The following is a 25,597-nucleotide window of genomic DNA, read 5'->3' as shown; positions in this document are numbered from 1 at the left end:
TACATTCTGTTACATTATTTTTGTTGAATTCTTAGAATTTGCAGGGTAGCGTCAAATCAGGCCGAAGAAAAATAATTCACCCTGACAGGCCACCGAATCCAATTTTTATATTCGCAATGCTTTGCTCGTTAGGCTATCGAGCTTCAGTCTGCGTCATTGCGGAGAGGTTTAAGGCCCATGGTTTGCCCTCGATGCTCATCCGAAAAAGTTAAAGCTTCTCGTGTTCAGAGTTGGGACTTATTTCAGCGCCTGGTTTTGCTCTCGCCGGTTCGTTGCCACACCTGCAACCATCGCTACTATGTGCCGCTGCCATTGCTGCTTTGGCAGCAGTGGGCCAAGAAGCGTAACGAACATCCAAATAGCTCGCACACAGCCTGAAAGATTACGCCGTAGCTCCCACAGCGAGATTGGCGCACAGCCGCAGCGTCGGGTCTGCCTGATTGATTGTGTAGAAATGCAGGCTGGGCGCGCCGTGCTTCAGCAGCGTCTTGCATAGCCGCGTCACTACTTCCAATCCAAACTCCTGCAGAGCGGGCTTATCGTCCTGCAAGTCTTCCAGCCGCAGCTTCAGCCAGCGCGGCAGGTCTGCGCCACAGCCTGTGCAGAAACGCACAATGTTGGCATAGCCCGTGATGGGCATAATGCCCGGCGTAATCGGGATTGTAATGCCGGCCTTCGCGCAGCGCTCGATGAAGTCAAAGTACGCATCCACGTTGTAGAAGAGTTGCGTAATCGCGCCATTCGCACCTGCATCCACCTTGCGGCGGAAGTTATCAAAGTCTGCCTGCGCACTCGTCGCCTGCGGATGCATCTCCGGATACGCCGCCACTTCAATCGTGAAGTAGTCTCCATGCGTTTTGCGAATAAAGCTCACCAACTCATTCGCATAGTTGAACTCGCCCGGCGCAGCCGCACTCATCGCCGTCGCAGGCAAATCTCCGCGCAGCGCAACAATCTTCTTCACGCCCACCGTGCGATATTTATCGAGAAGCGCGCCAATCTTTGCTTGTGTTGAGCCAATGCAGGTGAGATGCGGCGCAGCCACAATGCCGCACTCGCGCACCACGGTCAGCAGCGTTTCATACGTGCCGTCCTGATCAGAGCCACCCGCTCCATGCGTAACGGAAAAGTAGGAGGGCTTTGCCTCTGCAAGCTGGCAAACAACCGCGGGAAGCTTCGCCACACCTTCCTGCGTACGTGGTGGAAACAGCTCAAACGAAATAGGTGTAGACGCGCTCATAAATGCAAGTCACAGATGACAGGTTAGAGGTGATAGCTAAAAACAATAGCAACGGAAAACAGGCTACAGATGGCTGCGACAACAAGACTGTCACCGGTCATCTGTAACCTGTCACCTTGCTTCTTAGTAGCGATAATGCTCCGGCTTGAACGGCCCATCCACCGACACGCCGATGTAATCGGCCTGCTTCTGCGAAAGCTTCGTCAGCTTCACGCCGATCTTCTCCAGATGCAGGCGCGCTACTTCCTCGTCCAGCTTCTTCGGAAGCGTGTAGACGCCGACCTTGTAGACATCCTTGTTCTTCCAGAGGTCAATCTGCGCCAGCGTCTGGTTGGCAAAGCTGTTCGACATCACGAAGCTCGGGTGGCCAGTGGCGCAACCAAGGTTCACAAGACGGCCTTCGGCGAGGATGAAGATTTCATGCCCGTCGGGGAAAGTGTACTTGTCTACCTGCGGCTTGATGTTCAGCTTCTTCGCATCTGAAGCATTCAGGCGGTCCATCTGGATTTCGTTATCGAAGTGGCCGATGTTGCAAACAATGGCCTGGTCCTTCATCTTCTGCATGTGCTCAAAGGTGATGATGTCCACGTTGCCGGTCGTTGTTACATAAATGTCGCCGCGTCCCAGCGTGTCTTCCGTCGTGGTCACTTCAAAGCCTTCCATCGCCGCCTGCAGCGCGTTGATGGGGTCAATCTCGGTAACAATCACGCGAGCGCCCATGCCGCGCAGCGAATGCGCGCAGCCCTTGCCGACGTCGCCATAACCGCAGACCACAGCCACCTTGCCCGCCACCATCACATCAGTAGCGCGCTTGATGCCGTCGGCCAGTGACTCACGGCAGCCGTACAGGTTGTCAAACTTGCTCTTCGTCACCGAATCGTTCACGTTGATGGCGGGAACAAGCAGCTTGCCCTTCTCTACCATCTGGTACAAGCGATGCACGCCCGTCGTCGTCTCTTCCGAAACTCCGCGCCATGCCGCCACAACCTTGTGCCAGTGCTGCGGGTCCTCGGCATAAACACGCTTCAGCAAATCCTTAATCACCTGCTCTTCGTGGTTGCCGCTCGGAGTATCAACCCACTTGTCGCCGTCTTCCAGCTCATAGCCCTTGTGAATCAGCAGCGTCACATCGCCGCCGTCATCCACAACCAACTCCGGCCCCGTGCCATTCTTATGGCTCAGCGCCTTGTAGGTGCAGTCCCAATACTCTTCAAGCGTCTCGCCCTTCCACGCAAACACCGGAACACCCGCTGCGGCAATCGCAGCCGCCGCGTGGTCCTGCGTAGAAAAGATATTGCAGCTCGCCCAGCGAACTTCCGCGCCCAGGCTCACCAGCGTCTCAATCAGCACCGCTGTCTGAATCGTCATGTGCAGCGAGCCAGTCACGCGCACGCCGTCCAGCGGCTTCTCCGCCGCATACTTGTTGCGAATCGCCATCAGACCGGGCATCTCGTGCTCGGCAATGGAAATCTCCTTGCGGCCCCAGTCGGCCAAGCTCATATCGGCTACTTTGTAGTCAGCCGCGCCAATCTCCAGCGTTGTCGCCATTTCGGAACTCCTTATCCTTGCGTCTTTCGCGGATTCTGAACTTCTGCACCCACTTTGCACTCAATCCATCGACGCATCGTGATATGTTGATATGTATCAGAGTGCAATCCATGGCGTCAACACCCTCCATTGTGAAAATTCTCCGCGCCTCTGCCGATCCCAATCGGCTGCGCATTCTCCTTCTGCTCAAAGCCGAGGAGCTTTCCGTCGCGGAACTGCAGGAGATTCTCACCATGGGGCAAAGCACAATTTCTACGCATCTGGCCCAGCTCAAACAGGCTAGCTTAGTGGAAGACCGCCGCACGGGAAAGAGCAGCTTTTACAGCCTGAACAACACTACGGCTAATGGATTCCTCGAAGAAATCCTTTCCAAAGCCCGCAAAGAAACGCCGGAATGTGAGGCCGACCAGGCCGCCATGCGCCGCGTCGTGAAAAAACGCCAGGATCGCATGAGGGCCTTCTTCGACGATATGGCCGGGCGTTTGGGCCGTGACTATGTTCCCGGAAAAAGCTGGAAATCGCTCGCCGAAGCACTGCTGCGCCTCATGCCGCCCATGACCATCGCCGATCTCGGAGCAGGCGACGGTGGGTTTGCTCTCTTGCTTGCCCCAAGAACCCGGCGGGTTATCGCAATCGACTCCTCAGAAAAGATGCTGGAAGTGGGCCGTGAGCAAGCTTTCCGCGCGGGCGTCTCTAATATTGAATTCCGCCTGGGCGACATGGAAGAGCTTCCCATCGACACCGCAGCCGTGGACATCGCCTTCTTCTCGCAGTCGCTCCACCACGCCATGCACCCGGCCAAGGCTCTCGAAGAAGCTTTTCGCGTGCTGGTCCCCGGCGGACGGATTGCGATTCTTGACCTCGCAAAACATCGCTTTGAAGAGGCTCGCGAGCTTTATGCCGACGAGTGGCTGGGCTTTGGCGAAGCGGAGTTGGAGCAGATGCTGACCACTGCCGGCTTTAGCCAGATTGACGTCTCCATCGTCGATAAATCCGTAGAAACGCCGCAGTTTCAGACGCTGCTCGTCATCGCCATCAAGCCTTAAACCGCAGTCAGCTCCTCACGCCGCAAGCCCGCAAGCCGAGTCGTTTCCAACTCGCCGCGATAAAACATATTGAAAGTGTCGAACGGAATCAGCCGCTTCCCATCCGGATGCGCAATATGAATGCAGCTCTTCTTCACGCTGCGCACGTCAAAGGCCTCCGCATCGATGAACTGCACAATCAATATCCGGAACAGGTTCTTATAACCAATATCCTTCGGAATTAAAACCTTTGGCAGACAGCAAAGCAGCTCCCGCAGCGTAGAGGCCTGCGAACTCGGTGAATGATTCGTAGAAAACAGCTTGAAAATCTGCTCCCTCAGCCCTGCTTCCTGCTCATAGACAATCGTGTTCCGTGCGCCGTCAATCAGCACCTCCGGCGGAACCATCCCCGTCAGCGGAACCGTCTTCCCGCCCAGCTTCAGCGCATAAGCCATCGCCAGCGCATCCGGATGACAAGGCACCGGAATCAGATCCTCCGGGCGAAACACATCCGTCTGCTCCAGAATGCGCCGCCGCACTTCGGTCAGCGTCAGCCTGTGCTGCACCGAATCAAACCCCTGCACGCGCCCCGCCTGCTGCACCGGCTGAAACGTTACGCCGCGTACCGCCGGCTGTTTCAGCGCAAACTCGACAATCGCGCCCAGCTCGCCGTCATTCACGCCGCGTTCGACAGTCACAACCAGCGTCGTCGAAATCCCCAGCTTATTCAGCCGCTCCAGCGCCTTCTCGCGAATGCTGCGTAAATCCGCCCCGCGCAATTGCATCAGTGGCTCGCGTTGCAGCGAATCAAACTGCAAGTAAATCTCAAACTGCGGCATAAAATCAGCAAGTCGCTTCGCAAACTCCGCATCCTGCGCAATGCGAATCCCATTCGTATTCACCATCAGGTGGCGAATCGGCCTCTCCTTGCACATCTCCAGCACGCGAAAGAAATCCGGATGCAGCGTCGGCTCGCCGCCGGAAATCTGCACCACGTCCGGCTGCTTTTCATTGCGCACCACGCAGTCCAGCATGGCTTCTATCTGTGGGAGCGAGCGAAACTCCGTCCGATGCTGTCCGCTTCCCGCATAGCAAATCGGACAAGTCAGGTTGCACGCATCGCAAATCTCCACCAGCGTCAAACAGCTATGCTGCTCATGATCCGGGCAAAGCCCGCAATCGTAAGGACAGCCATATTTAACGGGCGTGTTGTAAACCATCGGCTGTTCCGGCGTTTTGATAAACACCTCGCGCGACCGCCGGTAGTAGTCCACATCGTCAGCCACCAGCACGCGCTCATGCCCATGCCGCGGACACCGCTTCAACATCCACACCTTGCTGTCTTCAAAAACAATCTTCGCGTCCACCCGCTGATAACACGTCGAGCAAATCGAAATCGCCACGTCATAAAACAGATAAGGCCGAAGCTTCTCAGTCATCCTTCACTCCTTAGGCCGCGAAAGCCGCTCAACAAGGTAAGACAAAACATAAGAGAACACAGCAACAGCAAGAGCAAGCCCTGTCACCGCCGCCAGCCCGGCCTCAACAATCATGTATCCAACGCCCGGACCAAATTCCTCATTAGCACTGGGCTTGATATGAAAAATAGCCTGGTAAAAGTCCACAAAAGATGGCGTCCCAAAGCAAAGCCCAATCTGCAAAATCAGCAGCGTCGCCAAAACCGTAATCGTCTTGGCCTTCCCGCTCTTATTCCGCCACCAATCCCGAAACCCCATCGCACCCCACTTCACTTCTTCTCATCATCAGAGCCATCAAGCAACTTCTGCAGATCATTACTGCCTCTACCAAAACCATTCACCACCGACGAAATCACCCACAGAACTGTAAAACCTGCTAATCCGAACGCTGATATTGCCATCGCAATCAGTTCCAGCACACCCCCAAGCATCAGCACCGAACTGACAAATGCCCCAACAGAATTTGTTGCGCTAGATAGGCGCGTTGAAGTGGTCACAAACCATGTAGCCCCACACAGCCCCAGCGCAATCCCAAACACGCTCGCCAGAATCGCAATCACTTTTGCAAAAGGAAAATTCTCAAGCAGCCGCGGCATCTTCCCGCACCCTCCAGTCGGCAATCCCCAAAACGCCAAGCACTCCCAGTCCCACCAGGCACGCCCATTGAATCACGTTCAGCCCGCCCACCAGCGGCTGCGGCTTCAGAAAATCAACCGCCACACGCCACGCCAAATATCCCGCCAGAAAAATCCGAAACCGCGCCCCGTCCGGCAAATCCCACTTACGCGAAACGACAAAGCCCAGCAGCGCCAGGAAAACAATCTCGTAAACCTGCACCGGATGCCGTCCAATCCCATCTCCCCAATCCACGGCCCAGGGCAGCGCCGTCGGCTTGCCATACGTATCATCTGCAAGCCCTGCAATCAGACACCCAACACGCCCCACCGCAATCCCCACGCACAGCGGCAGCGCAAACAAATCCCCCGTTCGTTCCCGAATCCCCACCACCAGCTTCATCGCTTCCACGCCGAGCCACCCACCCAGCAGCCCGCCCACAATTGTCTTCCCGCCCGGAGCCATCAGTAACGCCAGCCAATGTCCCGTCCGCCACGCCTCCACCACCATCGGCCACTGCTCCGCCAGCCCCAGCACGCGGCTGCCCACCAACGCCCCCACAGCCGCGGCGGCAATCACATTCCACCGCGCCGGCTCCGCAATCACATCGCCCTGCTGAGCCCGCAGCCGCCGATACACCGCATACCCTGCCATATACGCCAGCGTTTCAAAAACCGGATGCCAGAAGGGATGCGAGCCAATGCGCAGCATGGCGGCAGTATATCCGCCCCTCTGAACCTTCGCTGCGATACCATACATCTAACAAGACCGGACATTGACCATGAGCACCATTCCCCAACCCGAAACCGCGCCGAAAGCCAGCATGACGAATGAACGCCGCACCGCCATTCTCAAAGCGCTGGCCGACCCGCGCCGCTTCGAACTGCTGGAACAGATCGCCAAATCCGGCTGTCCTATGAACTGCTCCGCCGCCCGTGCCGCCATGCCCATCTCCGCCGCCACCATGTCCCACCACGTCAAGGAGCTTGAATCCGCAGGCCTTATTCGCGTCGAGCGCGACGGCAAGTTCCATCTCCTCAGTCTCGAACCCGGCGTTCTGGAAGCCATCGCCGAGACCCTGCAATCCCTCTCTACCGCCGTCTGCCCTCAGCCTCCAGCACCGCGAAAATAAATTTCCACAGCCAGTTTGAATCCTTTTCCTCTCGCCGCGAATCATTTCGATAGTTGTCGAAATGTCGAAACGATACCCGCTCCGGCATGCGACCAAAAAGGAGAAACAATCATGGCAAATCTAAAGGGTAAAGTCGCGCTGGTCACTGGCGCATCCAAGGGCATCGGGGCGGAAATTGCACGCGAGCTGGCTTCGCGCGGAGCCGCCGTTGCGGTTAACTATTCGAGCGACAAGGCTGGCGCGGAAAAGGTCGTTGCCGACATCACTGCCAAGGGCGGCAAGGCCATCGCGGTCAAAGCCAACGTAGCGGACACCGATACCATTGGCCCGCTCGTAAGCACCACGGTCAAGGAGCTCGGCCCCATCGACATTCTCGTCAACAACGCCGGCATCTATGAGTTCGGTCCCATCGAAGTCGTCACGCCGGAGCACTTCCACAAGCAGTTCAACGTCAACGTGCTCGGACTTCTGCTGACCACGCAGGCCGCGGTTGCCAGCTTCAGCCCCAACGGCGGAAGCATCATCAACATCGGTTCCGTGGCGGCAAATGGCGTACCCGGCGGTTCGGTTTACAGCGCCACCAAGGGCGCTGTGGACTCCATCACGGTCTCGCTCAGCAAGGAGCTTGGCGCCAAGAAGATTCGCGTCAACTCGCTGAACCCCGGCATGGTGGAAACCGAAGGCGTACACACCGCAGGCTTCCTCGGCACGGATTTCCATCACCAGGCAGTCAAGGACACGCCGCTTGGCCGCATCGGCCAGCCGCAGGACATTGCTTCCGTTGCCGCGTTCCTCGCGTCGGATGAGTCTTACTGGCTCACCGGCCAGACAATTCAGGCATCCGGCGGCGCGCGTCTTTGAACGTGGCTGAAGCACCCAACATTTGCAAGCCAAAATAAGGAGTTAAAACAATGACACTTGCATTCCTTCCTGAAATCGCGGCGGCAGCGGTAGCGCTGTTCGCCGTGAAAGCGGGCGACAAGCTCCGCAACCCGTTCTCCAAGCGCAACGAATGCGAGAACGCGGAGCAGAAAGCCGTTGCGTGGAGCTATGCTCCTGCAGCCAACGGCAAGGAAGCCTGGCGCCCAGTCATGCGCCACGGTTCCTGCTAAGTACGTCGCTCGTCTCGATGAGCAGAAGCTCAACCACGCTTCTGCTCTGCTTCGAGCAATTTCCTCTTCCGTTCCACGCCCCATCGATACCCGGTAAGCGAACCACTCACACCCACCACGCGATGACACGGCACCAGCACGGCAACGCGATTCACTGCGCAAGCCCTCGCCACAGCCCGCGTAGCCTTCGGCATTCCCATCTCTTGAGCAAGCTGGCTGTACGTCTTCGTCTCTCCGCGCGGAATCTGGCGTAGCGCCTGCCATACGCGAAGTTGAAAGACAGTCCCTCGCAAGTCCAGCGCGTCATCCCGCAAACGTCCCTCGCTCAAGTCATTGCCTTCCTGCACAAAGTTAAGAGCCGCATCCACCAGCGTGGATAGCGAAGAATCCCGCCGCAGATCTGCCGCCGGAAACTCTTCGCTCAGGCTGGCTTCGGCCTCCGCTTTCGTCGCGCCAAGCGCCAGCCAGCACAGCCCGCGCTCCGTCGCTCCCACAACAATCCACCCAAAGGGAGTACTCGCGGAAGCATAGCCGATCTGCTCGCCTTCGCCGCCACGGGCAAAGCGCGCAGGCTGCATTCCTAGCTGCGCCCCAGCATAGGCACGGCTCGGCGAACTATATCCGGCATCATAGATTGCATCGGTCACGGTATTCCCTTCTTTCAATGCGGAGCGAAGGCGCTCGGCACGCAACGCACGCTGGTACTGCAATGGACTCACGCCCATCTGCTGCTTGAAAAGCCGCTGCACGGTAAACGGGCTTAGCCCAGCTATTCGGGCGAGTTCCGCAAGCGGAACGGCGCGGTCAAAATGGCGCTCAATGTGCGCCCGAACCTTCTCCAGCACATCGCCGTCCGCAACACTTTCCGGCTTACACCGCGCGCATGGGCGAAATCCCGCCGAGCTCGCCTCCGCAACTGTATAGAAGAAGCGAACATTCTTCCGCAATGGCGGACGACTGGCGCAGCCAATGCGGCAGAAGATGCCTGTCGTAATGACAGCGTAGAAGAAACCAGCGCTTCGGTCGCGGCACAAAAGCTGCTGCCAGGCAGCGTCAGTGTTCATAACGAATTCAGAAACGGGTTGGGCGGTCGCGCTCATGGAAATATCGTGGACTTTTCCGGTCTCGCACGCACCCCATTTCTTGCGCGCAATTCTTTTTCAGTGCGAGCCGCGCTCAAGCAAAAGCGCCTCAGCTCTGCCGAGGTCTTCTTCCGTGTCCACGCCGATAGTATCGCCCGGAGCAGGCGCAACATAAATATCGATCCCGTTTTCAAGCAGGCGAAGCTGTTCGAGCCGTTCAACCTGCTCCAGCCATCCCGGCGGCAATGCGGCAAAGCGCTCCAGGGCCGCTTTGCGATAAGCATAGATACCGAGGTGCTTGCGGTAACCGGCGTAGCCTTGCGCATCGCGGTCAAAAGGAATGGTAGAGCGCGAAAAATAGAGAGCGCGGCCATCCTGCGCCGTAACCACCTTCACGGCATTGGGATTGGCAATCTCTTCCGCCGGGCACCGAACCGCCAGCGTACTCACCTGCACTTCAGACCGCTCAAACAAAGCCAGCAACGGGGTGAAGAAATCCGGCGTCAGTGTAGGCTCGTCCCCCTGGATATTGACATAAATATCCGCATCCACACGCGTCGCCACTTCGCGAACACGGTCAGACCCGCTGGCACAGTCAGGCGAGGTCATTTCAAGGGGAATTCCGCGCTCGCGGCAGACGGCAGCCACCTCTTCAGAATCCGTGGCAACGACAACAGGATTCATCAGGCCGCTATCCTGCGCGGCACGCCAAACCCACTCCACCATCGGGCGGCCGGCAATTGGCCGCAACACCTTGCGGGAGAGACGGGTAGAACCAAGCCGGGCGGGGATTACGCCGGCAATGCGAAGCGCGGGTTTCATTCTGACGAGTGTAATGGGGAGGGCTGCAGGGAGGGAAACCACATCTCCGTCCGGCCCATCTGGGGGAGGGGACCGGGCGGAGAATCGGTTTTATATAGGGGGAGGGACTACTGTTTACTCTGATGCCACGACACCATGTCAGGTTGTCCTGTTTCGGGGCACGCATACTGCATTCTGCGATGGCTTTTGTATGTGCTTGAAAGGAATCAAGCTCGGGACATCTACGTACGGGTATTTTTCCGAGAAAGCCTGCGGTGCAATTGCAGCCGTACCCTGAAATTCGGCGCACGCCGCCCAGTTTGACCGCAGGGCCAAGCACCCGTATCATGAGTAATTGGAGCCTATGGCGCGTTTCGCGCCGTTTTCCCTCATGGCGGAGTAGCTCAGATGGTTAGAGCGTGGGATTCATAACCCCAAGGTCGAGCGTTCGATCCGCTCCTCCGCCACCAGCAAAGTAAAAATCGCAGATTCTAAAAGGAATTTGCGATGATGCGTGGAACTCCAGACATTCAGAAGCGGTGGACCATGGGATGCCAGTCCCAGGGTCGGCCGCTTTTCGTGTTTTCGCGCTCTCGTCGATCGCTCCCCTTCGAAAAGGAGAAGCATGACGAGTATTCCGGGTACTCCAGCGCTCACCGCCTCTGAACGTGAGCTATTCGAATCAGGCGGCGCAGAGCCCTGCGCCGAAGCATCCGCCCACACGCAACCCATCCCCGCTGCCGGCCAGGCCGCGGCGCACCCGCTGGTCGAATATTTCAGTGCTGTATCCCGTCGACGGGTCGCGCACGCGCGGCAGACGGCCGAGCGTATCGCCGACGAAATTCGTGTGCTGATCGCGGAGATGGACGAGGCGGCCCAGAGTCCCGCGCAACGTGACGATCTGGACTGCCAGCGGCTATTCGGTGAGCTGCTTACCGCTGCGCAGCGGCTGGCGCTCAAGTGCGTTTCGAGCTCGCTGGCGTTCGCGTATGAGCACCTCGCCAGGGCGCCTTTCTTCCGGCAGTGCCAGATCTGCTTTCGGCATGCTGCCGGCGGCGCGGAGATCACACACGAAACCGAGTGCTGGGTCGGCCGCGTCGAGCGGCTGATTAACCACGTCCTCGAGTCGGAGGTTCCAAGCAACGCTGCCCCTGTCGGCCTTGGCGGCGCGGAGCAGCCGGAAACAGTTGCACCCGCCGCGGCGATGGGCACGATAAACAGGCAATGCGGACGGTGTCGGCAGAAAAACATCGCATGGATACCATCGAGCGCGCGTTTCAAGCTCAGGGACATGAAAGCGAATCAGTGCGCGACGGTCAGTGTCGAACGCGGTACGAGCTTATGGACGCACATGTGCTCTGACCTCACGCAGCGGCTCGTGAATGATGCGCTCACATCTGCGCCTGAGACGGCTCCGGATGCGCCAGCCCTGCTCAAGCTCGAGGATGGCGACGTGGAGGACCTGCGGCAGTTCGCGGCCCTTGAAACGGACCGCAACAAGCTGCTCATCCGCCTGATGTTTCTGGCGCGGACAAAGGTGGCGCGAGATCTGCGCACCTCGTACTGCGGGGAGTGCGGCGGGTATCTCGGCATCAATGGCCACGCGAAGACGTGCCTGACCGGAGAGATCTTGCAGGTGCTCCGCGGCCTGTGCTCACTGACCGGCGAGACATTGCCGAGCAGCGTTGACGCGTCTGCCTGCGGGGGTGTCCTGTGACGGCTACCGCGGTCGTAATGGCCGCTGAGCACGTACAGGAGATCGGCATTGAGCTGCTCTATATTGCGCCGGAAGAGACGCGCAGGAGTATCAACCAGGAGGCACTGGAAGACCTCGCGGAATCGATCCATGTCTCCGGCGTGATTGAGCCGATCCTTGCGCGGCCTGTCGCCAAGCGTTTCGAGATTGTGGCCGGGCAACGCCGCTTCCTCGCCTCGCAGAAGGCCGGCAAAAAGACCTGCCCATGCATCGTCCGCGAGATGTCAGATCTGGAGGCGCAGGAGATCCGGACTGTCAGCAACCTGCAGCGCGAGGACCTGTCGCCGCTCGACGAGGCGCGGGGATTTGAGCTGCTGATGCGGAGGCCAGGCACAACCGTCGAGAGCGTGGCGGCGCGGCTGGGCAAGAGCGCGAGCTTTGTGGCGCGCCGGCTGCGGCTGCTGGATGCGATCGAGCCCGTACGTCTGGCGCTCGAAGCGGGCGCGATTGAAGTGGGGCATGCGCTCGAGCTCGCGCGACTGGATGCAGCGCAACAGTCGCATGGGCTCGACTGGCTGAACTGCGGCTATTACGCGCGAGTCCAGGCCGCGCAGACAGAGCCGGGAACATGCAGGATATGCGAGTGCACAGAGGAAGATCCCTGTGAGCTGGAAGGGGAAGATGGGAGGACCAATTCCACCCAATGCACCTGGGCGGATGATACGCAGACGCTTTGCTCGAACCCTGACTGCATAGAGGCAGTTCAGCTTAACTTCCATCCCACCTCGATAACGCTTGGCAATCTGAAGCGCTGGATTGCGAATAGCTCGCTGCGGGTGCTTTCATCAGCTCCGTGGCCGCTCGATGCAGCGATCGCACCGATGCCCTGCACGGACTGCCCGAAGCGCTCTGCGAATGCGCAGCTGCTCTTTGATGACTGCGCGCAGGATACGTGCACGGACCGCGAATGCTTTGACGGGAAAGCGAGGGCCTGGGTGCGTCACGAGCTGGAAGCAGCCGAGACGGAAAAGCGCAAGCTGCTCATGCTTTCCTCGAACTATTCCGACTACGTCTCCGACCGCAAGATCCTCGCGACTTACAACGTGCGCCTTATCGAGCAGCCCTGCGAGCAGGCGGAAGAAGCGATCTATGTGGGCGGCGCGGAGACCGGGCGGCGCCAATGGATTTGCCGTAGCGCGAAATGCATAACGCACAAAGGCGATGGGCGCTTTGGGTCGAATGCTTCAGGTTCGCGACCCTCCTCTTCGAGCTCGCCGGCTGCAAAGAAGGAAGACGACGCCAAGCTTCAGGAAAAGCTGAAGGTGGTAAATGACTATCGGATGCGTCTCTTCAGGGCTGTTTTCGCGGCTGCGAAGCCGATGACCTATATCCAGGTGGGGCCTCTCCTCACCGAGATTGCGATGAAGGCATTTGGAGATCTCGATCCCAGCTGCGTGCGGTTGGCCGAGGTGCTCGGGATCAAAGCGGCATGGCTGGCAGTGGGCGAGAGCAACGAAAAGAAGCTCCGGAAGTGGCTGGAGGATCTGCCTCTTGCGGATCGGCTGATGGCCGCGCTGCTTGCTTTTTATGAGGACGATATCACCGTGGGCGCATACGGCCTGCCGCATGTAGGCAAGACCGAGCTCGACATAGAGAGGGTCGCGCGCCTGGCAAAGCTCGACCTTACAGTCATTCTTGATAAGCCGACACAACCAACGAAGTCCTCCCCCGGACAGGCAGCCGCCGTGAAGAAAGTACCGCCGAAAGGCACCACGGCGGCTGCAGCCAAAAAGTCTGCGGCGAAAAAATCTACTGCAAAGCCTGCCAAAAAGGTCGGCAAAAAGGCCGCTAAAAAGGCCACAAAGAAAGGCGGCCGCTGATGGCGCTGTTTGCGCCGGGCACGTGCCGGCACTGCGGCTGCCATGCGGATCGGCGGCACGCGATCGACGGCGACGAGTGCGCGTGGACGGATGGCACGCGCACCGTGTGCACTGCGCCCGGCTGCATCCAGGCGGAGCAGGCGCGGCTGCGGGCGGCGAAGGATGCGGCGCGCGCCGCGCGGCCAAAAAGTGTGTTCCACGAATTGATCCGGAAAGGCTACGGCATTGGGGCGGCGCGGATCGAGGAGCGCAAGCAGCGCGAGCGCGAGAGGCGCAGAAAGAAGAGGGTGGCATGAGTTCACAGATTCTAGAAACATTGCCGGCATCGCTGAAGCGGTACATGGTGCCGTGCGTAATCGACGGATGCGGCGCGCCAGCGGAGCTGATGCGTAACGGCGAGATGCTTTGCCGGAAGTGCTATGAGGAGACGGAAGTATACGAGCAGATGGCGGCCGAGGCATCTCTCAAGCACGAACGTAGGCAGATGCGCAGGGCTGCGCGGCGCGCGGAAGGCGCCTCGTGGGCGTATGCGGCTGTCGCGCTAGCCGGGTGGCTCTATCTGCTGTGGGAGTTCCGCAGCTTTTTCGTCGAGTGGATCGCCATGGTGCTGGGAGGCGCGAACTGATGGGGGGGCAATGGGTCACCAATCAGCACGGAGATCGAGCTCGCCTGCCTGCTGACGGACGAAGAGGTACAGTTTCGCGGTCGCATGCTGAGCGAGACGGTTACGCAGATGGACGAGCTGCGCAAGGAACGCACGCAGGCGATGAAGGGATACAAGGATTGCCTCGATGGCCTCGAAGAAAAGCAGCGTGAGCTGTCGAAGGCAATACGCAGCCGGATCGAGAGGCGGATGGTCCGCTGCGCTGTCGAGTTCCACGCGCCACTCGAAGGGGTAAAGCGCATCACCCGGCTCGATACAGGCGAGGTGGTACGCGAGGAGCCGATGTCGGACTCGGAAAAGCAGCTCAATTTATTCACCTCCACGGCAACGGAATGCTAGGCGATGACAGAGAAGCGGAAGCGGGACTTTACAAAAACCGGAGCGATTGTTGCCTACGCGGATTACCTGCGCAAGGAAAGCGATGCGCTGGCGGTGATTGTGATGCGGCCCGAGGATGGCGCTCTCTCTGTGCATGACAGCGTGGCGGCCAGGGATGTGGAGGCGATGATGCTGGCGCACCTGGAGCCGCTGGTTGCGGATCTGCAGAAGGCCAGGGATGAGAAGCGCGGCAAGGGCGCGCGTGTGAAGTGGGAGGAGATCGGTGGACGATAGTCAACTTGGCCTTTTTGCTACCGGCTCCGCGGTGCCAGCCGAGCCGGTTATACGCACCGCGGAGCAGGCCTTGATGCCGGTGGTGCTCGAGGCGGCGTACGCGGCCGGTATCGACGTGGCCGTAGTTGAGCCAGGGCCGGAGTTCGCAGCCTACGAAGGGCTGCAGAAGCGCCGCGCCGCCCGATTACACAGCGCGAAGTTCTGGCGCGACGCGCACGCACGCAGTGGGTTGAGCGGCGACTGGGAGCTGCGCTATGCCGCGGCGCTCACGCTGATTGCGAATGACATGGTATTGCACCCGGAGTATTACGCGCGGCAGCCGCCAAACATAGGGGATTTTGATTGGTGGAGGCTGGAGAGGGACTGATGAAAAAGACTCTGAAGCTTTGGCTGTATGAGCTGCGCGTGAGAGGGTTTGCCGGGCTGCTGCGTTTGCCGAGCCGCGCGATGTGGATGGACGAGGAGCTGCAGTTGCGCGGCAGGCAACTGCACGAAACGGCCCAGGCAAAGGCCGAGGTGATGTGGGCGCTTGAGTCGGAAAAGAAGTATCGCGCGATTGCGGAGAGCCGCGTTGCCAGGGAGTGCCGCGGTCGCGAAACAGCAGAGCGCATGCTGGACGAGACCAGGCGCGGCGCGGTCGGCGTGCTGAGCCTCCGCGCGGATGAGCAGGAGCGCCTGGCGATGTTGCTGCAGGCTGCGGCTCGCGTTACGGAGGCAGGCGCCGGAGTGCTGCGTAACGGATACGCATACGTTGGCCGCAATGCCACCGACTCGCACCGGACGGTGCTCGAAAAAGAGGTCGGCAAGCTTCGCGCAGTGCTGGATCTGATGAGCGATCGCGGCGATCTGCGTGCCGCCGACGTTGCGCGGTGGCGCAGGTCTGCGATGCCACCTCTGCTGCGCTTTTCGCGTTTTCAGGGGGTTGCGGCACAAGCGCCAGGCGATACGGGCATGGAGTGCATCTACTGCGGGCCTGGATGCGCCGGCGGCGCTGCGCACAATGCGCGCCTAGAAGATGGTGAGCTTTACAAACCTGCGGCCGGAAACGCCGCAGGGGATTGAGGGGTGAGATGCACGAATGCCCTGGCTGTGGCGAGGCGTGTGATTGCGACATGGAAGACCATGAGCAGCCAGCGCCCGATGACTGCTCGCATGCATGCGAGCTCGACGATGACGATGACGATGATTTTTGGGAGGGGAGGCTGTGATGGAAAGATGGCATCTTTCGGAAGGCGCGGCGCTGATTGAGCAGGAGCGCGAGCGGCAGATTAAGAGTGAGGGTTACACGGCGGAGCATGACGATGGGCATGATGATGGCGTACTCGCCGATGCCGCCCAAGCATACATCTCTACGGCATGCGTGCAGATAGATGGGCAGGTCGAAGAAGCAGGCGGGATCGATATTCCGGATGATATTTGGCCTTTTGATCTGGAGATGTGGAAGCCAGGAGAAGAGCCGATCCGCAATCTGGTGAAAGCGGGCGCGTTGATCGCGGCGGAGATTGATCGGCTGAAGCGGAAAGCTTCCCAGGGCAACCTTCCTGCGGGCGAGGTGAAGTGATGGCAAAAGTTCTATCCAGACTGAAGAAGCTCGAGGCAAGGCTGCCCGATAATCGCGACTATGTGCTGCAAGACGGCTTCGATGGCGACATCAGCGCTATCGACGAGTTTGTCACGGATGGCGTTGTGATCTTCCGGCGCGAGAGCGTGCTGAAGGGCGCCCCGAAAATCAAGCAGCTTAGCGGCGCTCGAGTCATAGACGAAAAGCAACTGCGTAGCCTGTGGAGCGCCTCGCAGTCCCGCATCGATGCGCCATTGCGCTATCTCGGATGCGTCCCTTCTTTCTTCGCGCTTGGCGCCATCGGGAAAGACGCTGAGCCCATTGGGTTATCTCTCGCGATCTTCCGCGACGATAACGATTGCCTGTACGTGGCAGACGCGGAGAGAGTCTCCTACCTATTGCTCATTCTGGGCGTCGATGCGGCTTTTGCCGCGGCAACGGCGGATCCTGTTCATGATCCCATTGCCTTTTACCGCGATGGGAGGGCCGTCGCATATCTGATGCCGATGCATTGGTCCTTTGCCTACATAGAGGGCTGGGATGTTGATGGTGAGGCGGTGCCCCTGGATGCAGTCATGAAGGGTCTGCTGAAAAAAGCAAGCAAAGGTGCCGGCGATGAAGCAACGGCCTGAATCGAGCGTGTCGCCGGATTTTAACGAGTATGGCGAGCTGGTCTTTTCCGGCGCTTTGGAGCATGGAGCGGTTATCCACCGCACGCCGGAAGAGCTCGGCTTGCCGAGAGTCGTCGTGGATGCGCCGGTGCGTCCGAGCTGGTACGTCCGCGACGAGTCGCCGCGGAAAGAAGCCTTCGCGGCACAGGTAAACCGGCTGCGAAGGCAGCTGGGGAAAGCTCCGCTCGATGTTCGTCCGGACTGGACGGATAAAAAGCCGCGCGGAACGCAAGGCAAAAAACGGGATCGTTTGCCGCAGGTGTCGCATGTGGCGCAAGTGGCTCAGCAGCGCGCGAAAGCGCAACAACCAGAGAGGAGAATTGCGGGTATGACAGAGACAGTGGCAGTAAACAAGGAAGGCCAGAAAAAGCGCGGCGGCGTTATCAAGCGCCATCCTGCGCCGAAAGTGGAAGTGGTAAAGATGGAGGCGGTGCCGGATCCGCCGGCATCCGAGCGCCATAACTTCAGCCCTGCAAGGGCGCTCTATGCAAGCCTGCTGAAGCTGGAGCCGGGCACCGCCGTAAAGGCGGAGTTCGCGACGGCCGACAATGGCGAGTACGTGCGCTACAAGATGCGCAAGCTGGCCAAAGAAGACGGCCGCCAGCTCAGCAGTAGCCGGAACGACAACGGAACCGTGCGGTACTTCTGGCTCGAAGCAGCCTAGCATTCAACCCAACAAAAACAACAGCGCCGCGGCGATTGACCGCGGCGCACTGGGGAATCTCTGTGATTTTTATGGGTAGTCTGGCGCATGGGTGGGGGGGCATTTCTATGCGCGGGGATAGTGCGCGATGAGCGTCCGGGCGAGTGCGTATGCCAAGGCGCTTGTTGTCTGTCCCAACGGCGAGATGATTACGCCGCGGGAAAAGCTCGTTTTGATCGTCCTGGCGGACTCTCACCAGGACAAGGCAGGACGTTTTACTTATCCCTCGATCAGCACGATTGCGGAGGATGCCCTGTGCGCGCCGCGCAGCTGCCAGCGGTACCTTGCCTCGCTTGAGCGCAAGGGAGTGATCAAGTGCCTGCGCCCGGAGCACCAGGGCCGGGGGATGAGCTGCTTTTACTTTTTCACGGCCCTGGACGAGGTGCCAAAAGGGTGGCAGCCTGTCACCCTTTTTTTTGGCGAAAGGGTGACAGAAGGACGACAGAAGGGTGACAGAAGGGTGACAAAATCGCGTGCTCCCCTAATGGAACGCGCGCGGGAACTTGAACAGGAACTGGAACTAAGTACAAATACCCCCCCTCCCCCGCAAGCGGGGGCGAGTGTTCCGCAGGAACCGCCCGATGAAAGCTTGGCGATAGAAACCGCCGTGGGCCGGATGATGAAAGATTGCGGGCTCACGGCGGCGAGGTTGCGGAAGAAGCTCTGCGTGGTTGTGAAGCAATGCGTAGAGCTGGGTGAGGAGCCGGTGGCGGTGGCTGCGGCTATGACTAGGGCGTGGAAGATGCTGGAGCGCGACTCTTCGTTACTCTTCAGGCCTGTACGGGCGGCTGAGTTTTTCGAGGAAAATCTCTGGCGGAATCCGGATCGCTGGCCGTGGGACAAGCAAGCGGTGCGCGAAGCACGCATGCGGTCGGAGGCGAGTGTTGGGACGGGGAGTTATTTGCAATGAGGCATTGGGTTGCGATCGGTTCGCTGCAGCGCGGAGCGTTTGCTCGCGAATACATAGGCGAGATGGAGCAGGCGCTGTGCGAAGAGGCGGCGTGCCGGGAAGGCGATTACAGTGCGCGCCAGGTGCGCACCCTGCGGCACGCACGCGTGCAGTGGGTAGGGGGGGCGTGATGGAGCGAGCAGAGAAGCACGAAAGGAAAGAGCAGGTCGAGCGCCTCATGCGGCTGGCCGCGAAAGTGAGGGTTGCGTAGATGAAAGGCAACAAACCGAAAAGCTATGAGGAGAACTCTTTTAATTCCCTGCTGGGGAGCGAGATCAAGTTGATCCGGATAGCGCGAGGAATTTCTCAGGGGGAGCTAGGTAGGTATGTAGGCGTTTCGGCGAACATGGTTAGTTACTACGAGAATGGGGGCGGGATTCCGGTATCTCGACTTGTAAAAGTGGCACAGTTTCTTGATTTTTCCTTGGGATCAGTGTTGAGAGAAGTAGAAAAAAATAATGCGGGTGTCAATTGTATTGGAATCGGCAATTAACCGTTTGCTATTGTAGTTTTCGTACGCATCACAGCCCGCTCGCCCTGAGCGGAGAAAAGCAGCCAAAGGCTTAGAAAAGCTAAGGCGTCGCTTTTTGGGAATGCCTGGCACCCATTCGCTGGCTCAACTGCAAGCCCCCTGCCCCCGGCATGTCTAAATCATCTCGCGTTTACAACGTAACCCGCCGCGTGTGGATGAAACCGGCCAAGCTTCGCGCGGCCTTTGAGGCCTGCGCGATCACCTGGCTTGAGGACGGCATAAGCGTGCGCGACCTTACCCTTGCCGAATCCATTGCCGCTCGGAATCAGCAGGCAAAGCTTGCGGAGCCGCTGCCCGCGTATGAGTTGTATGGCGTGGAGTTCCGGCTTGGCAATGGGCGCAATCAGGCTGTGTCGACCGAAAAAGCGATTGCCGCACAGGCTCGGGTATTTGCCCAGGCCGCCGTGCATAACTGCAGCATTTGAAGGAGCTCATGGATATCTCTTGGGTTGATCCGGCTTTGGTTGGCTTGGGACTCGCAATCAACTTTATCCGAGACGCCGGAAAGCGCGGCGCCAAGGATCAGCAGCTGGTGAGCAATACGGCACGGCTCAAGGTCCAGGACCGCAGGCTGGATGACGTAGAGGATGAGCTCAAAGAGCATGGCGAGCGGCTGGCTCGCGTTGAGGTTCGCGCCGGGATACAACACGGCGGCGATTGAGGGCAACCGGGCAGGGCGCTGCTCTGCAATGACGAGGAGGAAACGTGAATAACATGATTGCCGCGCTGCTTGAGCGCGTGATTGCGGTGTTGGTTGAGCGTGTCGCCGGAAGCTACCTGACGACGATTGCCGGATTACTGGGCATTGCTGCGACGGCTGTTAGCCAGTTGCCTGACTATGTGCCGGAGCAGTGGAAGCCATGGGTTGCGATGAGCGGCGTGATCCTTGCGGGTGTAGCAGCGATTCTTGGCCGGGATAAGGCGTTGGCTGCCGAGGCCTCTGCGGCGGAGACTGCGGCTGGCTCGACGCAGAAGCTTGGGGTGTTGATGTTGTGCGTGGCGTTGATTCCCCTGCCTTGGATGGCAGGATGCAATGCCAGGACGGTTGCGCAGAACATTGTGAACTGGACTCCGGCGCTGCAGTCGGCGGTAAGTGTGGTGGATACGACCGCGGCTGTGCTTGATCCGGCGGCGGCTCCCGCATTTGCGGCTGCGACGGTGGGCTTTGACGCCGGTGCTTCTGTGGTAGTGGCGCAGGCGAAGGCGTATCTGGCGAATCCTGACGCTACTATTCTGCAGCAGCTGCAAGCGGCAGTGGTTGCCTTCCAGCAGTCGGTGAATGCATCGATCCTGGCTGCAGCGAAGATTGTTAATCCGGCGAGCCAGCAGCATGCGCTCTCGGCGCTCAATGCCGTGGCCACGGCAATCAACACGATACTCGGGTTGGTGCAGTCGATCTCGAGCGGCACGCAGGTAGCGGCAATGGCGCATGCCTCGACGATCAAGCTGGCCAGCGTGGAGCCTTATCTGCGCCATGACGATACGGTGCGCATGCTTGGCGCGCATTACGGCATGAGCACTGAGGACGCGGAACACGCTGTGGATAACGGAATGACGCAGCTTGAGGGTGCGGGCTTCTAGTTGGGGCGGTGAAATGGGTTTTACGGGGTTGCCGGATCTGCAGGGACCGGCAATGCGAGTGGCGCTTGAGCGGCCCGGAACACTGCTCGCGCCACTTTGATTTGAGGCTCCACTTCTGAGGGGGAACGCTATGAGGCTTATCGCTAAAGTCGAAACGAAAGCGATTCAAGTTAAATGTCCAATATGCGCAGCGCCGCCTAATCATCCGTGCTGCCCTTTTTCGCGCAATCCTGCCCCGCCACCGATGAAGGGGTTTCATCTTGCGCGGAAAAAGTTAGCAAAGATGGGCGTTAAACAGCAGCCGACAATGGCGAACGTCTCTGTAGCTCAGTTCGATTCACCGCGGGCCAAAGACGATTTCATTTGTGGTCTAGTAGCCGCAGTAAGAGCTGGAGGAAACATAAGCGATTACGTTCTCGATGGTGCTGATCCGAGCAAGTTCAACTAGTACCGTCGCTACTTAAGCGATGTTTCCACTTGCGGCCCGGGGAATGCATGCAACGAAGAGGCGGTCGAGCGGCGCTGAGTAGGAAGCACGAAAGGCGCCGTTTTGATAGAGGTTGAGATGAGCGCGATGTCTTATAGCAAAACCGGATTGGCGCTGACCGAGCAGTTTGAAGGTCTGAGCCTGGTTGCTTACCAGGACGTCACCGGAGTGTGGACGATCGGTTATGGCCATACCGGCAAGGGTATTGTCGAGGGCATGACGATTACGCGGGAGCAGGCCGAGGCGTTCCTTGAGAGTGATATCGCGGCTGCTGCTGCTTACGTCAACAAGGTCGTCGAGGTTCCGCTGACGCAAAACGAGTTTGATGCGCTGGTTGACTTCGTCTTCAATGTTGGCCCGGCCGCGTTTGGTCACTCTGCGCTGCTAACCAAGCTCAACGAGGGTAAAACGCTGGCGGCTGCGGCGCAGTTCTCTCTGTGGGACCATGCAGGCGGGAAGGTTGTCGCAGGGCTGCTGAGACGGCGCGTTGCGGAAGAGCAACTGTTCGAGGCACGGTGATGTGGCTGGAGCTGCGCGAAGAGGAACTGGCTCCCCTGGTCGCGGCACAGTTTGCGGGCGGCAAGACGGTGGCGGAGCTGGCCACTGATTGGGAGCTGAGCAGCGACCGCATTGAAGAGATGGTGCGCGCGGAGTTATTGCGGTATGTTCCGCGGCGGAGTGGGGGAACGAAGCCGCCGCGCAGGGATTTGAGTTTGTGCAAGGCGGCGTGTGAAACGGACTGCACGCCGCTTCTTTTTGGGGTAGAGGGATGACGCCAAAGCAGGCAATCTTTGTCGACGGGGTAGTAGCGCACGGTAACCAGACCAAAGCTGCGCTTGAGGCTGGCTGTCCGGAGAAATCAGCGTCTGTGACCGCTACGCGTTGGATGAAAAAGCCAGAGATTGCGCAGGCAATATCCGCTCGCCGCGGCATCCTTGCCCGGCGAGCGGAATTCAGGGCTGAAGAGGTAACAGATGTGTTGCGCGCCATTGTGGGGCACGATCCCGCGGCATTCTTTGACGAGGACGGATCTCCGCTGCCGATTCGCAAGCTGGGACCGGATGAACGCATTACGGTCGAAAGTTTTCAGCACGTGGATCACTATGACAAGGCAGGAAAGATTAAAGCGCGTATCACGGCTGTAAAGAAGGCGGATCGTATTCGCGCGGCGGAACTCCTCGCGAAGATTATGGGGCTGTTGAAGGATCGCGTCGAGGTTGAGGACGTAACGACCCTGACCGATGAAGAGCGAGCCGCACGAGTAGCTGTCCTGGTGTCTGCTGCAAAATCGCGTGCCTCTAAGGTTGATGAGGCTGCCTGATGACAGCTTTTGATGCGTCGGTGCTTGCTTACCTGACTCCGGAAGAGCGAGCCGAACTGGATGAGCTGCTGCTTGCGGATAAGACGCTGTGGCGTCCGTTGCCCGCGCGCGATGGGGCGGAGAAGTCTCCGCAGCAGCTGGCGTACGAGTCACTTGCTGACGTGACAGGATATGGAGGCGCTGCCGGCGGCGGCAAGACAGATTTAGGATGCGGTCTGGCATTGACCCAGCATCGTCGTACCGCGATCTTTCGCGAGACAGGTACAGAGCTAAAGGCGATTATTGACCGGCTCGGTGAACTGCTGGGTACGCGCAAGGGGTTAAATAGTATCGAAGGTATCTGGCGCTTGAAGACGCCGGACGGCGTAGCCCGGCAGATCGAATTAGGCTCGTTTCCCAATCCAATGGACGAGACCAAGTATCAGGGTCGTCCGCATGACCTGAAGGTCTTTGAAGAAGCGGCCAATATGCGTCGCACTGCTGTGCTCTTCTTGATGGGGTGGATGCGTACCACGGTTGCCGGGCAGCGCTGTAGAACACTGATGACGTTCAACCCGCCGACAAGCGATGACGGCCTCTGGATCATCGAATACTTTGCACCGTGGCTTGACCCGATGTTTCCGAAGCCTGCGGCGCCTGGTGAGTTGCGGTATGCGGCGTCTCTGCCGGGAACGCCGGAGAATCCGAACGGGCGCGAGTTGTGGGTAGACGATGGACGGCCCTTCATCCTGGACGACAATGGCGAGCCGTGCTATGACTTCAATCCGCGCGAGCATGCAGCCGAAGACATCATCGAGCCGATGAGCCGCACGTTCATCCCTTCACGCGTAACCGATAACCCGCATCTGGTAAAGAGCGGGTACATCAAGACGTTGCAGGCGCTGCCGGAACCGTTGCGGTCGCAGATGTTGATGGGCGACTTCAGCGCAGGCCGCGCCGAGAATCCCTGGCAGGTGTTGCCGACTACATGGGTAGACGCGGCGATGGGACGGTGGACGAAGAAGGCTGCCACTGGAAAGATGCTTTCGCAAGGCAGCGACATCGCTCAGGGAGGACGTGACGATACTGTCATCGCGCGGCGGTATGAAGGGATGTATTTCGGTGAGCTTATTGTGCATCCTGGGAAAGACTGCATCGACGGACCTACAACAGGAGGCTTTTTGCTGGCTTCCGTGCGAGACGGCGCTCCACAGCATATTGATCTTTTTGGTGTTGGCGCAAAACCATACGGCCACCTGATGAGTCTGCATCAGCACGTGATCGGCGTGGATATGGGAGCACCTACAGCGGAATTAGATATTGACGGCACAATGGGTTTCTTTAATACGCGATCAATGCTTGTGTGGCGCCTACGCGAGGCGCTGGACCCGAACAATGCTACCGGTATTGCGCTGCCACTGGATCGCGAGCTGAAACGTCAACTTTGCGCCTTCACCTGGGAGCCGGTAGTTCATAAGGGGCGCACGTGCGTGAAAGTGTGCAGCCGGGAAAAACTGGTTGAGAAACTAGGGCGTTCTCCGGATCATGCGACAGCGGTATTTCTCGCCAATATGTATACGCCGAAAATGAACGATTTTCCATCGGCGGGTATCCGCGCTGCTGCAAGCTATGACCCAGTAAGAAGCAGGCGTGGATGGTAAAGCAATGCTCGGTTATGGGTGTATTACTGGATCGTGCTTTCCCTGCCTTGTGTGTGGAGGCGGAAACAGAATGCGCGAATCCTGATCTCTCCCGCGTCCAGGTGAATCAATCACTCTACATCGCAATGCAGGCGAGCGGCATGGCGCGATGCTTCCGCGTGAATGATGGCGACGAGATGGTCGGATTTGCATTGCTGCTTATCACTCCGTCCGCACACAACAGCAAGCTTTATGCGACAGTGGAAAGCTTGTTTGTCCGCAAGGCATCGCGCTCAGCTGAGTCGTGGAGGCAAATTAAAGCTGCAATCAAGCAGGCAGCCCGTGAGGCTGGATGCGAAGCCATTGCCTATAGCGCGCATGTAGGCACGCGGCTGGCACAGTTGCTCTTTCTTGAGAGCGATGAGTTCAAGCTGACCAACCACATCTTTATGCAGAGGGTCAGTGATTAACGCGCTGGCGATCCCTGGCGGTGTCTTACCTCCGACCAAGCCAGATGTGCTCGAAGCGATTCTGGCGCTTGAACGCATTTCGCTCGAGCAATGCCAGCAGATCGAGACGCCATTTGATCATTTGCTGCATGCGGGCATGTATGCACGTACGCTCGAGATGTCTCCAGGTACAGTTCTGACCGGCGCGCTGATGGAGCTGCCTACAGTCCTGATTGTTGTGGGGCACACCTGGATGCTGGCTGGAGAGGAGTGGATCGAGCTGCGAGGTTACAACGTGCTTCCGGCGAGCGCGGGACGCAAGCAGGTATTTCGATCAATCAGCAGGACATGGATTACAACCCTCTTCCCAACTGCAGCCAGGAGTGTGGAAGAGGCTGAGGTGGAAATAACGCTTGATAACGATAGGCTGGCCAGCCGGAGCTCACAGGTTAACTCGGTTCGGATAACGGAGGGGTAGTGGCATTCTCAGTCTCAACGACAACAGCACTTGCAATTGGGGCGATCGGCGCCGCCGCGGCATCGACTGGCGTTGGTATCTACCAGGCGAATAAGCAGAAGGCTGCGGCGGATGCTTCGCTCAAGCAGCAATCGCAGGCACAGGATCAGGCGCAGAGGCAGGCAATCAGTCAGGCGCGGAGCAGTGCTCTTGCCGAGAATGCGGCAAACCAGAAGACTCCGGATGTTTCCGGCATCCTGGCGCGCGCGGCGGCGAGCGGTGCTGGCGGCTTGAGCTCGACGATGCTAACGGGTCCGGGAGGCGTGAACACATCGAGCCTCAACCTGGGCGGTACCTCTCTGCTGGGGTCATAAGGAGATCT

Annotated in this window: 36 protein-coding genes and 1 tRNA gene; 29 read left to right on the top strand and 8 right to left on the bottom strand. The window is 58.9% G+C overall.

What is annotated here, in order from left to right:
• Window positions 1-382 precede the first annotated feature (382 nt).
• Window positions 383-1,240: a methylenetetrahydrofolate reductase [NAD(P)H] gene (metF, locus tag AC5S3R_RS04855; protein WP_494265730.1), complete on the bottom strand. Its 858-nt coding sequence runs from the start codon at window positions 1,238-1,240 to the stop codon at window positions 383-385.
• Window positions 1,241-1,363: 123 nt separating this feature from the next.
• On the bottom strand, window positions 1,364-2,788 hold the full coding sequence (ahcY, locus tag AC5S3R_RS04850) for an adenosylhomocysteinase (protein WP_494265728.1): 1,425 nt from the start codon (window positions 2,786-2,788) through the stop codon (window positions 1,364-1,366).
• Window positions 2,789-2,898: 110 nt separating this feature from the next.
• Here ahcY and AC5S3R_RS04845 point away from each other — a divergent pair, with 110 nt between their 5' ends.
• Window positions 2,899-3,834 (top strand): ArsR/SmtB family transcription factor, encoded by a 936-nt coding sequence (locus AC5S3R_RS04845; RefSeq protein WP_494265724.1) that lies wholly within the window; start codon window positions 2,899-2,901, stop codon window positions 3,832-3,834.
• Here AC5S3R_RS04845 and AC5S3R_RS04840 read toward each other — a convergent pair.
• The 4 genes from AC5S3R_RS04840 to AC5S3R_RS04825 are packed head-to-tail and all read right to left on the bottom strand — an operon-like array spanning window position 3,831 to window position 6,617.
• A complete protein-coding gene (locus AC5S3R_RS04840) occupies window positions 3,831-5,252 on the bottom strand; it encodes a radical SAM protein (RefSeq protein ID WP_494265721.1) in 1,422 nt (473 codons plus the stop codon). The two genes, AC5S3R_RS04845 and AC5S3R_RS04840, sit on opposite strands and share 4 nt — an antisense overlap.
• Window positions 5,253-5,255: 3 nt before the next feature.
• Window positions 5,256-5,564 carry a hypothetical protein gene (locus AC5S3R_RS04835; protein ID WP_494265719.1) on the bottom strand — a complete coding sequence of 103 codons (309 nt, stop codon included), beginning with the start codon at window positions 5,562-5,564 and terminating at the stop codon, window positions 5,256-5,258.
• Entirely contained in the window at window positions 5,561-5,887 is a 327-nt protein-coding gene (locus tag AC5S3R_RS04830) for a hypothetical protein (protein WP_494265717.1), read from the bottom strand. Before AC5S3R_RS04830 ends, AC5S3R_RS04835 begins: the two co-directional genes overlap by 4 nt.
• Window positions 5,871-6,617 (bottom strand): prolipoprotein diacylglyceryl transferase family protein, encoded by a 747-nt coding sequence (locus AC5S3R_RS04825; RefSeq protein WP_494265715.1) that lies wholly within the window; start codon window positions 6,615-6,617, stop codon window positions 5,871-5,873. Before AC5S3R_RS04825 ends, AC5S3R_RS04830 begins: the two co-directional genes overlap by 17 nt.
• A 70-nt stretch (window positions 6,618-6,687) precedes the next feature.
• Between AC5S3R_RS04825 and AC5S3R_RS04820 the strand changes: the two genes are divergently transcribed.
• The 3 genes from AC5S3R_RS04820 (at window position 6,688) to AC5S3R_RS04810 (ending at window position 8,150) form a co-directional block, all read left to right on the top strand.
• Entirely contained in the window at window positions 6,688-7,038 is a 351-nt protein-coding gene (locus tag AC5S3R_RS04820) for an ArsR/SmtB family transcription factor (protein ID WP_494265713.1), read from the top strand.
• 111 nt (window positions 7,039-7,149) lie between these two features.
• Window positions 7,150-7,899, top strand: coding sequence for an SDR family NAD(P)-dependent oxidoreductase (locus AC5S3R_RS04815; protein ID WP_494265711.1), 750 nt, complete (start codon window positions 7,150-7,152; stop codon window positions 7,897-7,899).
• A gap of 50 nt (window positions 7,900-7,949) precedes the next feature.
• Entirely contained in the window at window positions 7,950-8,150 is a 201-nt protein-coding gene (locus AC5S3R_RS04810; protein WP_494265709.1) for a hypothetical protein, read from the top strand.
• A 29-nt stretch (window positions 8,151-8,179) separates the two neighbouring features.
• Here the strand turns inward: AC5S3R_RS04810 and AC5S3R_RS04805 are convergent, their stop codons facing one another.
• Window positions 8,180-9,214 carry a bifunctional transcriptional activator/DNA repair enzyme AdaA gene (locus AC5S3R_RS04805; protein WP_494265707.1) on the bottom strand — a complete coding sequence of 345 codons (1,035 nt, stop codon included), beginning with the start codon at window positions 9,212-9,214 and terminating at the stop codon, window positions 8,180-8,182.
• Window positions 9,215-9,310: 96 nt separating this feature from the next.
• Window positions 9,311-10,096, bottom strand: a complete 786-nt coding sequence (gene kdsB / locus AC5S3R_RS04800) for a 3-deoxy-manno-octulosonate cytidylyltransferase (RefSeq protein ID WP_494265705.1) — start codon at window positions 10,094-10,096, stop codon at window positions 9,311-9,313.
• Between the two features lie 330 nt (window positions 10,097-10,426).
• Between kdsB and AC5S3R_RS04795 the strand changes: the two genes are divergently transcribed.
• The 25 genes from AC5S3R_RS04795 to AC5S3R_RS04675 all read left to right on the top strand — a co-directional run bounded on the left by AC5S3R_RS04795 (window position 10,427) and on the right by AC5S3R_RS04675 (window position 25,589).
• A tRNA-Met gene (locus AC5S3R_RS04795) sits at window positions 10,427-10,503 on the top strand.
• 155 nt (window positions 10,504-10,658) lie between these two features.
• Window positions 10,659-11,750 (top strand): hypothetical protein, encoded by a 1,092-nt coding sequence (locus AC5S3R_RS04790; RefSeq protein WP_494265703.1) that lies wholly within the window; start codon window positions 10,659-10,661, stop codon window positions 11,748-11,750.
• On the top strand, window positions 11,747-13,609 hold the full coding sequence (locus tag AC5S3R_RS04785; RefSeq protein ID WP_494265701.1) for a ParB/RepB/Spo0J family partition protein: 1,863 nt from the start codon (window positions 11,747-11,749) through the stop codon (window positions 13,607-13,609). The genes AC5S3R_RS04790 and AC5S3R_RS04785 overlap by 4 nt, the downstream gene beginning before the upstream one ends.
• Complete coding sequence (locus AC5S3R_RS04780) at window positions 13,609-13,905, top strand: hypothetical protein (RefSeq protein WP_494265699.1); 297 nt, start codon at window positions 13,609-13,611, stop codon at window positions 13,903-13,905. Before AC5S3R_RS04785 ends, AC5S3R_RS04780 begins: the two co-directional genes overlap by 1 nt.
• Window positions 13,902-14,234, top strand: coding sequence for a hypothetical protein (locus AC5S3R_RS04775; protein WP_494265697.1), 333 nt, complete (start codon window positions 13,902-13,904; stop codon window positions 14,232-14,234). Before AC5S3R_RS04780 ends, AC5S3R_RS04775 begins: the two co-directional genes overlap by 4 nt.
• An 84-nt stretch (window positions 14,235-14,318) precedes the next feature.
• Window positions 14,319-14,612 (top strand): hypothetical protein, encoded by a 294-nt coding sequence (locus tag AC5S3R_RS04770; protein ID WP_494265695.1) that lies wholly within the window; start codon window positions 14,319-14,321, stop codon window positions 14,610-14,612.
• A 3-nt stretch (window positions 14,613-14,615) separates the two neighbouring features.
• Window positions 14,616-14,885 carry a hypothetical protein gene (locus AC5S3R_RS04765; protein WP_494265693.1) on the top strand — a complete coding sequence of 90 codons (270 nt, stop codon included), beginning with the start codon at window positions 14,616-14,618 and terminating at the stop codon, window positions 14,883-14,885.
• A complete protein-coding gene (locus tag AC5S3R_RS04760) occupies window positions 14,875-15,252 on the top strand; it encodes a hypothetical protein (protein ID WP_494265690.1) in 378 nt (125 codons plus the stop codon). The genes AC5S3R_RS04765 and AC5S3R_RS04760 overlap by 11 nt, the downstream gene beginning before the upstream one ends.
• Window positions 15,252-15,947, top strand: coding sequence for a hypothetical protein (locus AC5S3R_RS04755; protein WP_494265689.1), 696 nt, complete (start codon window positions 15,252-15,254; stop codon window positions 15,945-15,947). The genes AC5S3R_RS04760 and AC5S3R_RS04755 overlap by 1 nt, the downstream gene beginning before the upstream one ends.
• A 145-nt stretch (window positions 15,948-16,092) precedes the next feature.
• Window positions 16,093-16,446 carry a hypothetical protein gene (locus tag AC5S3R_RS04750; RefSeq protein ID WP_494265687.1) on the top strand — a complete coding sequence of 118 codons (354 nt, stop codon included), beginning with the start codon at window positions 16,093-16,095 and terminating at the stop codon, window positions 16,444-16,446.
• Window positions 16,446-17,078, top strand: a complete 633-nt coding sequence (locus AC5S3R_RS04745; RefSeq protein ID WP_494265684.1) for a hypothetical protein — start codon at window positions 16,446-16,448, stop codon at window positions 17,076-17,078. Before AC5S3R_RS04750 ends, AC5S3R_RS04745 begins: the two co-directional genes overlap by 1 nt.
• Window positions 17,062-17,781: a hypothetical protein gene (locus AC5S3R_RS04740; protein WP_494265683.1), complete on the top strand. Its 720-nt coding sequence runs from the start codon at window positions 17,062-17,064 to the stop codon at window positions 17,779-17,781. Before AC5S3R_RS04745 ends, AC5S3R_RS04740 begins: the two co-directional genes overlap by 17 nt.
• 127 nt (window positions 17,782-17,908) lie before the next feature.
• Window positions 17,909-18,730 carry a helix-turn-helix domain-containing protein gene (locus tag AC5S3R_RS04735; RefSeq protein WP_494265680.1) on the top strand — a complete coding sequence of 274 codons (822 nt, stop codon included), beginning with the start codon at window positions 17,909-17,911 and terminating at the stop codon, window positions 18,728-18,730.
• Between the two features lie 250 nt (window positions 18,731-18,980).
• Entirely contained in the window at window positions 18,981-19,262 is a 282-nt protein-coding gene (locus AC5S3R_RS04730; protein WP_494265678.1) for a helix-turn-helix domain-containing protein, read from the top strand.
• A gap of 149 nt (window positions 19,263-19,411) precedes the next feature.
• Window positions 19,412-19,726 (top strand): hypothetical protein, encoded by a 315-nt coding sequence (locus tag AC5S3R_RS04725; RefSeq protein ID WP_494265676.1) that lies wholly within the window; start codon window positions 19,412-19,414, stop codon window positions 19,724-19,726.
• A gap of 8 nt (window positions 19,727-19,734) precedes the next feature.
• On the top strand, window positions 19,735-19,962 hold the full coding sequence (locus AC5S3R_RS04720; RefSeq protein ID WP_494265674.1) for a hypothetical protein: 228 nt from the start codon (window positions 19,735-19,737) through the stop codon (window positions 19,960-19,962).
• A gap of 44 nt (window positions 19,963-20,006) precedes the next feature.
• A complete protein-coding gene (locus AC5S3R_RS04715; RefSeq protein WP_494265672.1) occupies window positions 20,007-20,882 on the top strand; it encodes a hypothetical protein in 876 nt (291 codons plus the stop codon).
• Between the two features lie 130 nt (window positions 20,883-21,012).
• The gene (locus AC5S3R_RS04710; protein WP_494265670.1) at window positions 21,013-21,330 is read left to right on the top strand and encodes a zinc finger domain-containing protein; all 318 of its coding nucleotides are present in this window, start codon (window positions 21,013-21,015) and stop codon (window positions 21,328-21,330) included.
• A gap of 117 nt (window positions 21,331-21,447) precedes the next feature.
• Window positions 21,448-21,888: a lysozyme gene (locus tag AC5S3R_RS04705; protein ID WP_494265668.1), complete on the top strand. Its 441-nt coding sequence runs from the start codon at window positions 21,448-21,450 to the stop codon at window positions 21,886-21,888.
• On the top strand, window positions 21,885-22,142 hold the full coding sequence (locus AC5S3R_RS04700; RefSeq protein WP_494265666.1) for a hypothetical protein: 258 nt from the start codon (window positions 21,885-21,887) through the stop codon (window positions 22,140-22,142). Before AC5S3R_RS04705 ends, AC5S3R_RS04700 begins: the two co-directional genes overlap by 4 nt.
• Entirely contained in the window at window positions 22,139-22,690 is a 552-nt protein-coding gene (locus tag AC5S3R_RS04695; RefSeq protein ID WP_494265662.1) for a terminase small subunit, read from the top strand. Before AC5S3R_RS04700 ends, AC5S3R_RS04695 begins: the two co-directional genes overlap by 4 nt.
• The gene (locus AC5S3R_RS04690; protein WP_494265660.1) at window positions 22,690-24,330 is read left to right on the top strand and encodes a hypothetical protein; all 1,641 of its coding nucleotides are present in this window, start codon (window positions 22,690-22,692) and stop codon (window positions 24,328-24,330) included. Before AC5S3R_RS04695 ends, AC5S3R_RS04690 begins: the two co-directional genes overlap by 1 nt.
• Window positions 24,324-24,779: a GNAT family protein gene (locus tag AC5S3R_RS04685; RefSeq protein WP_494265658.1), complete on the top strand. Its 456-nt coding sequence runs from the start codon at window positions 24,324-24,326 to the stop codon at window positions 24,777-24,779. Before AC5S3R_RS04690 ends, AC5S3R_RS04685 begins: the two co-directional genes overlap by 7 nt.
• Window positions 24,772-25,236, top strand: coding sequence for a hypothetical protein (locus tag AC5S3R_RS04680; RefSeq protein WP_494265656.1), 465 nt, complete (start codon window positions 24,772-24,774; stop codon window positions 25,234-25,236). Before AC5S3R_RS04685 ends, AC5S3R_RS04680 begins: the two co-directional genes overlap by 8 nt.
• A complete protein-coding gene (locus AC5S3R_RS04675) occupies window positions 25,236-25,589 on the top strand; it encodes a hypothetical protein (RefSeq protein ID WP_494265653.1) in 354 nt (117 codons plus the stop codon). The genes AC5S3R_RS04680 and AC5S3R_RS04675 overlap by 1 nt, the downstream gene beginning before the upstream one ends.
• Window positions 25,590-25,597: the final 8 nt, after the last annotated feature.

The organism is Occallatibacter sp. FHG110214_02 (genome assembly GCF_059115385.1).
The sequence above is the reverse complement of the archived record's forward strand: the minus strand, read 5'-3'. Positions and strand labels throughout refer to the sequence as shown.

Bases quoted from the DNA above. Each gene is read 5' to 3' on its own strand.
- AC5S3R_RS04685 (WP_494265658.1), top strand. From the start codon at position 24,324: ATGGTAAAGCAATGCTCGGTTATGGGTGTATTACTGGATCGTGCTTTC.
- ahcY (WP_494265728.1), bottom strand. From the start codon at position 2,788: ATGGCGACAACGCTGGAGATTGGCGCGGCTGACTACAAAGTAGCCGAT.
- AC5S3R_RS04815 (WP_494265711.1), top strand. From the start codon at position 7,150: ATGGCAAATCTAAAGGGTAAAGTCGCGCTGGTCACTGGCGCATCCAAG.
- AC5S3R_RS04840 (WP_494265721.1), bottom strand. From the start codon at position 5,252: ATGACTGAGAAGCTTCGGCCTTATCTGTTTTATGACGTGGCGATTTCG.
- AC5S3R_RS04730 (WP_494265678.1), top strand. From the start codon at position 18,981: ATGAAAGGCAACAAACCGAAAAGCTATGAGGAGAACTCTTTTAATTCC.
- AC5S3R_RS04820 (WP_494265713.1), top strand. From the start codon at position 6,688: ATGAGCACCATTCCCCAACCCGAAACCGCGCCGAAAGCCAGCATGACG.
- AC5S3R_RS04735 (WP_494265680.1), top strand. From the start codon at position 17,909: ATGAGCGTCCGGGCGAGTGCGTATGCCAAGGCGCTTGTTGTCTGTCCC.
- AC5S3R_RS04845 (WP_494265724.1), top strand. From the start codon at position 2,899: ATGGCGTCAACACCCTCCATTGTGAAAATTCTCCGCGCCTCTGCCGAT.
- AC5S3R_RS04710 (WP_494265670.1), top strand. From the start codon at position 21,013: ATGAGGCTTATCGCTAAAGTCGAAACGAAAGCGATTCAAGTTAAATGT.
- AC5S3R_RS04770 (WP_494265695.1), top strand. From the start codon at position 14,319: ATGCTGAGCGAGACGGTTACGCAGATGGACGAGCTGCGCAAGGAACGC.
- AC5S3R_RS04825 (WP_494265715.1), bottom strand. From the start codon at position 6,617: ATGCTGCGCATTGGCTCGCATCCCTTCTGGCATCCGGTTTTTGAAACG.
- AC5S3R_RS04705 (WP_494265668.1), top strand. From the start codon at position 21,448: ATGAGCGCGATGTCTTATAGCAAAACCGGATTGGCGCTGACCGAGCAG.
- AC5S3R_RS04780 (WP_494265699.1), top strand. From the start codon at position 13,609: ATGGCGCTGTTTGCGCCGGGCACGTGCCGGCACTGCGGCTGCCATGCG.
- AC5S3R_RS04740 (WP_494265683.1), top strand. From the start codon at position 17,062: ATGAAGCAACGGCCTGAATCGAGCGTGTCGCCGGATTTTAACGAGTAT.
- AC5S3R_RS04690 (WP_494265660.1), top strand. From the start codon at position 22,690: ATGACAGCTTTTGATGCGTCGGTGCTTGCTTACCTGACTCCGGAAGAG.
- AC5S3R_RS04775 (WP_494265697.1), top strand. From the start codon at position 13,902: ATGAGTTCACAGATTCTAGAAACATTGCCGGCATCGCTGAAGCGGTAC.
- metF (WP_494265730.1), bottom strand. From the start codon at position 1,240: ATGAGCGCGTCTACACCTATTTCGTTTGAGCTGTTTCCACCACGTACG.
- AC5S3R_RS04790 (WP_494265703.1), top strand. From the start codon at position 10,659: ATGACGAGTATTCCGGGTACTCCAGCGCTCACCGCCTCTGAACGTGAG.
- AC5S3R_RS04745 (WP_494265684.1), top strand. From the start codon at position 16,446: ATGGCAAAAGTTCTATCCAGACTGAAGAAGCTCGAGGCAAGGCTGCCC.
- AC5S3R_RS04805 (WP_494265707.1), bottom strand. From the start codon at position 9,214: ATGAACACTGACGCTGCCTGGCAGCAGCTTTTGTGCCGCGACCGAAGC.
- AC5S3R_RS04750 (WP_494265687.1), top strand. From the start codon at position 16,093: ATGGAAAGATGGCATCTTTCGGAAGGCGCGGCGCTGATTGAGCAGGAG.
- AC5S3R_RS04830 (WP_494265717.1), bottom strand. From the start codon at position 5,887: ATGCCGCGGCTGCTTGAGAATTTTCCTTTTGCAAAAGTGATTGCGATT.
- AC5S3R_RS04755 (WP_494265689.1), top strand. From the start codon at position 15,252: ATGAAAAAGACTCTGAAGCTTTGGCTGTATGAGCTGCGCGTGAGAGGG.
- AC5S3R_RS04810 (WP_494265709.1), top strand. From the start codon at position 7,950: ATGACACTTGCATTCCTTCCTGAAATCGCGGCGGCAGCGGTAGCGCTG.
- AC5S3R_RS04720 (WP_494265674.1), top strand. From the start codon at position 19,735: ATGGATATCTCTTGGGTTGATCCGGCTTTGGTTGGCTTGGGACTCGCA.
- AC5S3R_RS04695 (WP_494265662.1), top strand. From the start codon at position 22,139: ATGACGCCAAAGCAGGCAATCTTTGTCGACGGGGTAGTAGCGCACGGT.
- AC5S3R_RS04765 (WP_494265693.1), top strand. From the start codon at position 14,616: ATGACAGAGAAGCGGAAGCGGGACTTTACAAAAACCGGAGCGATTGTT.
- AC5S3R_RS04725 (WP_494265676.1), top strand. From the start codon at position 19,412: ATGTCTAAATCATCTCGCGTTTACAACGTAACCCGCCGCGTGTGGATG.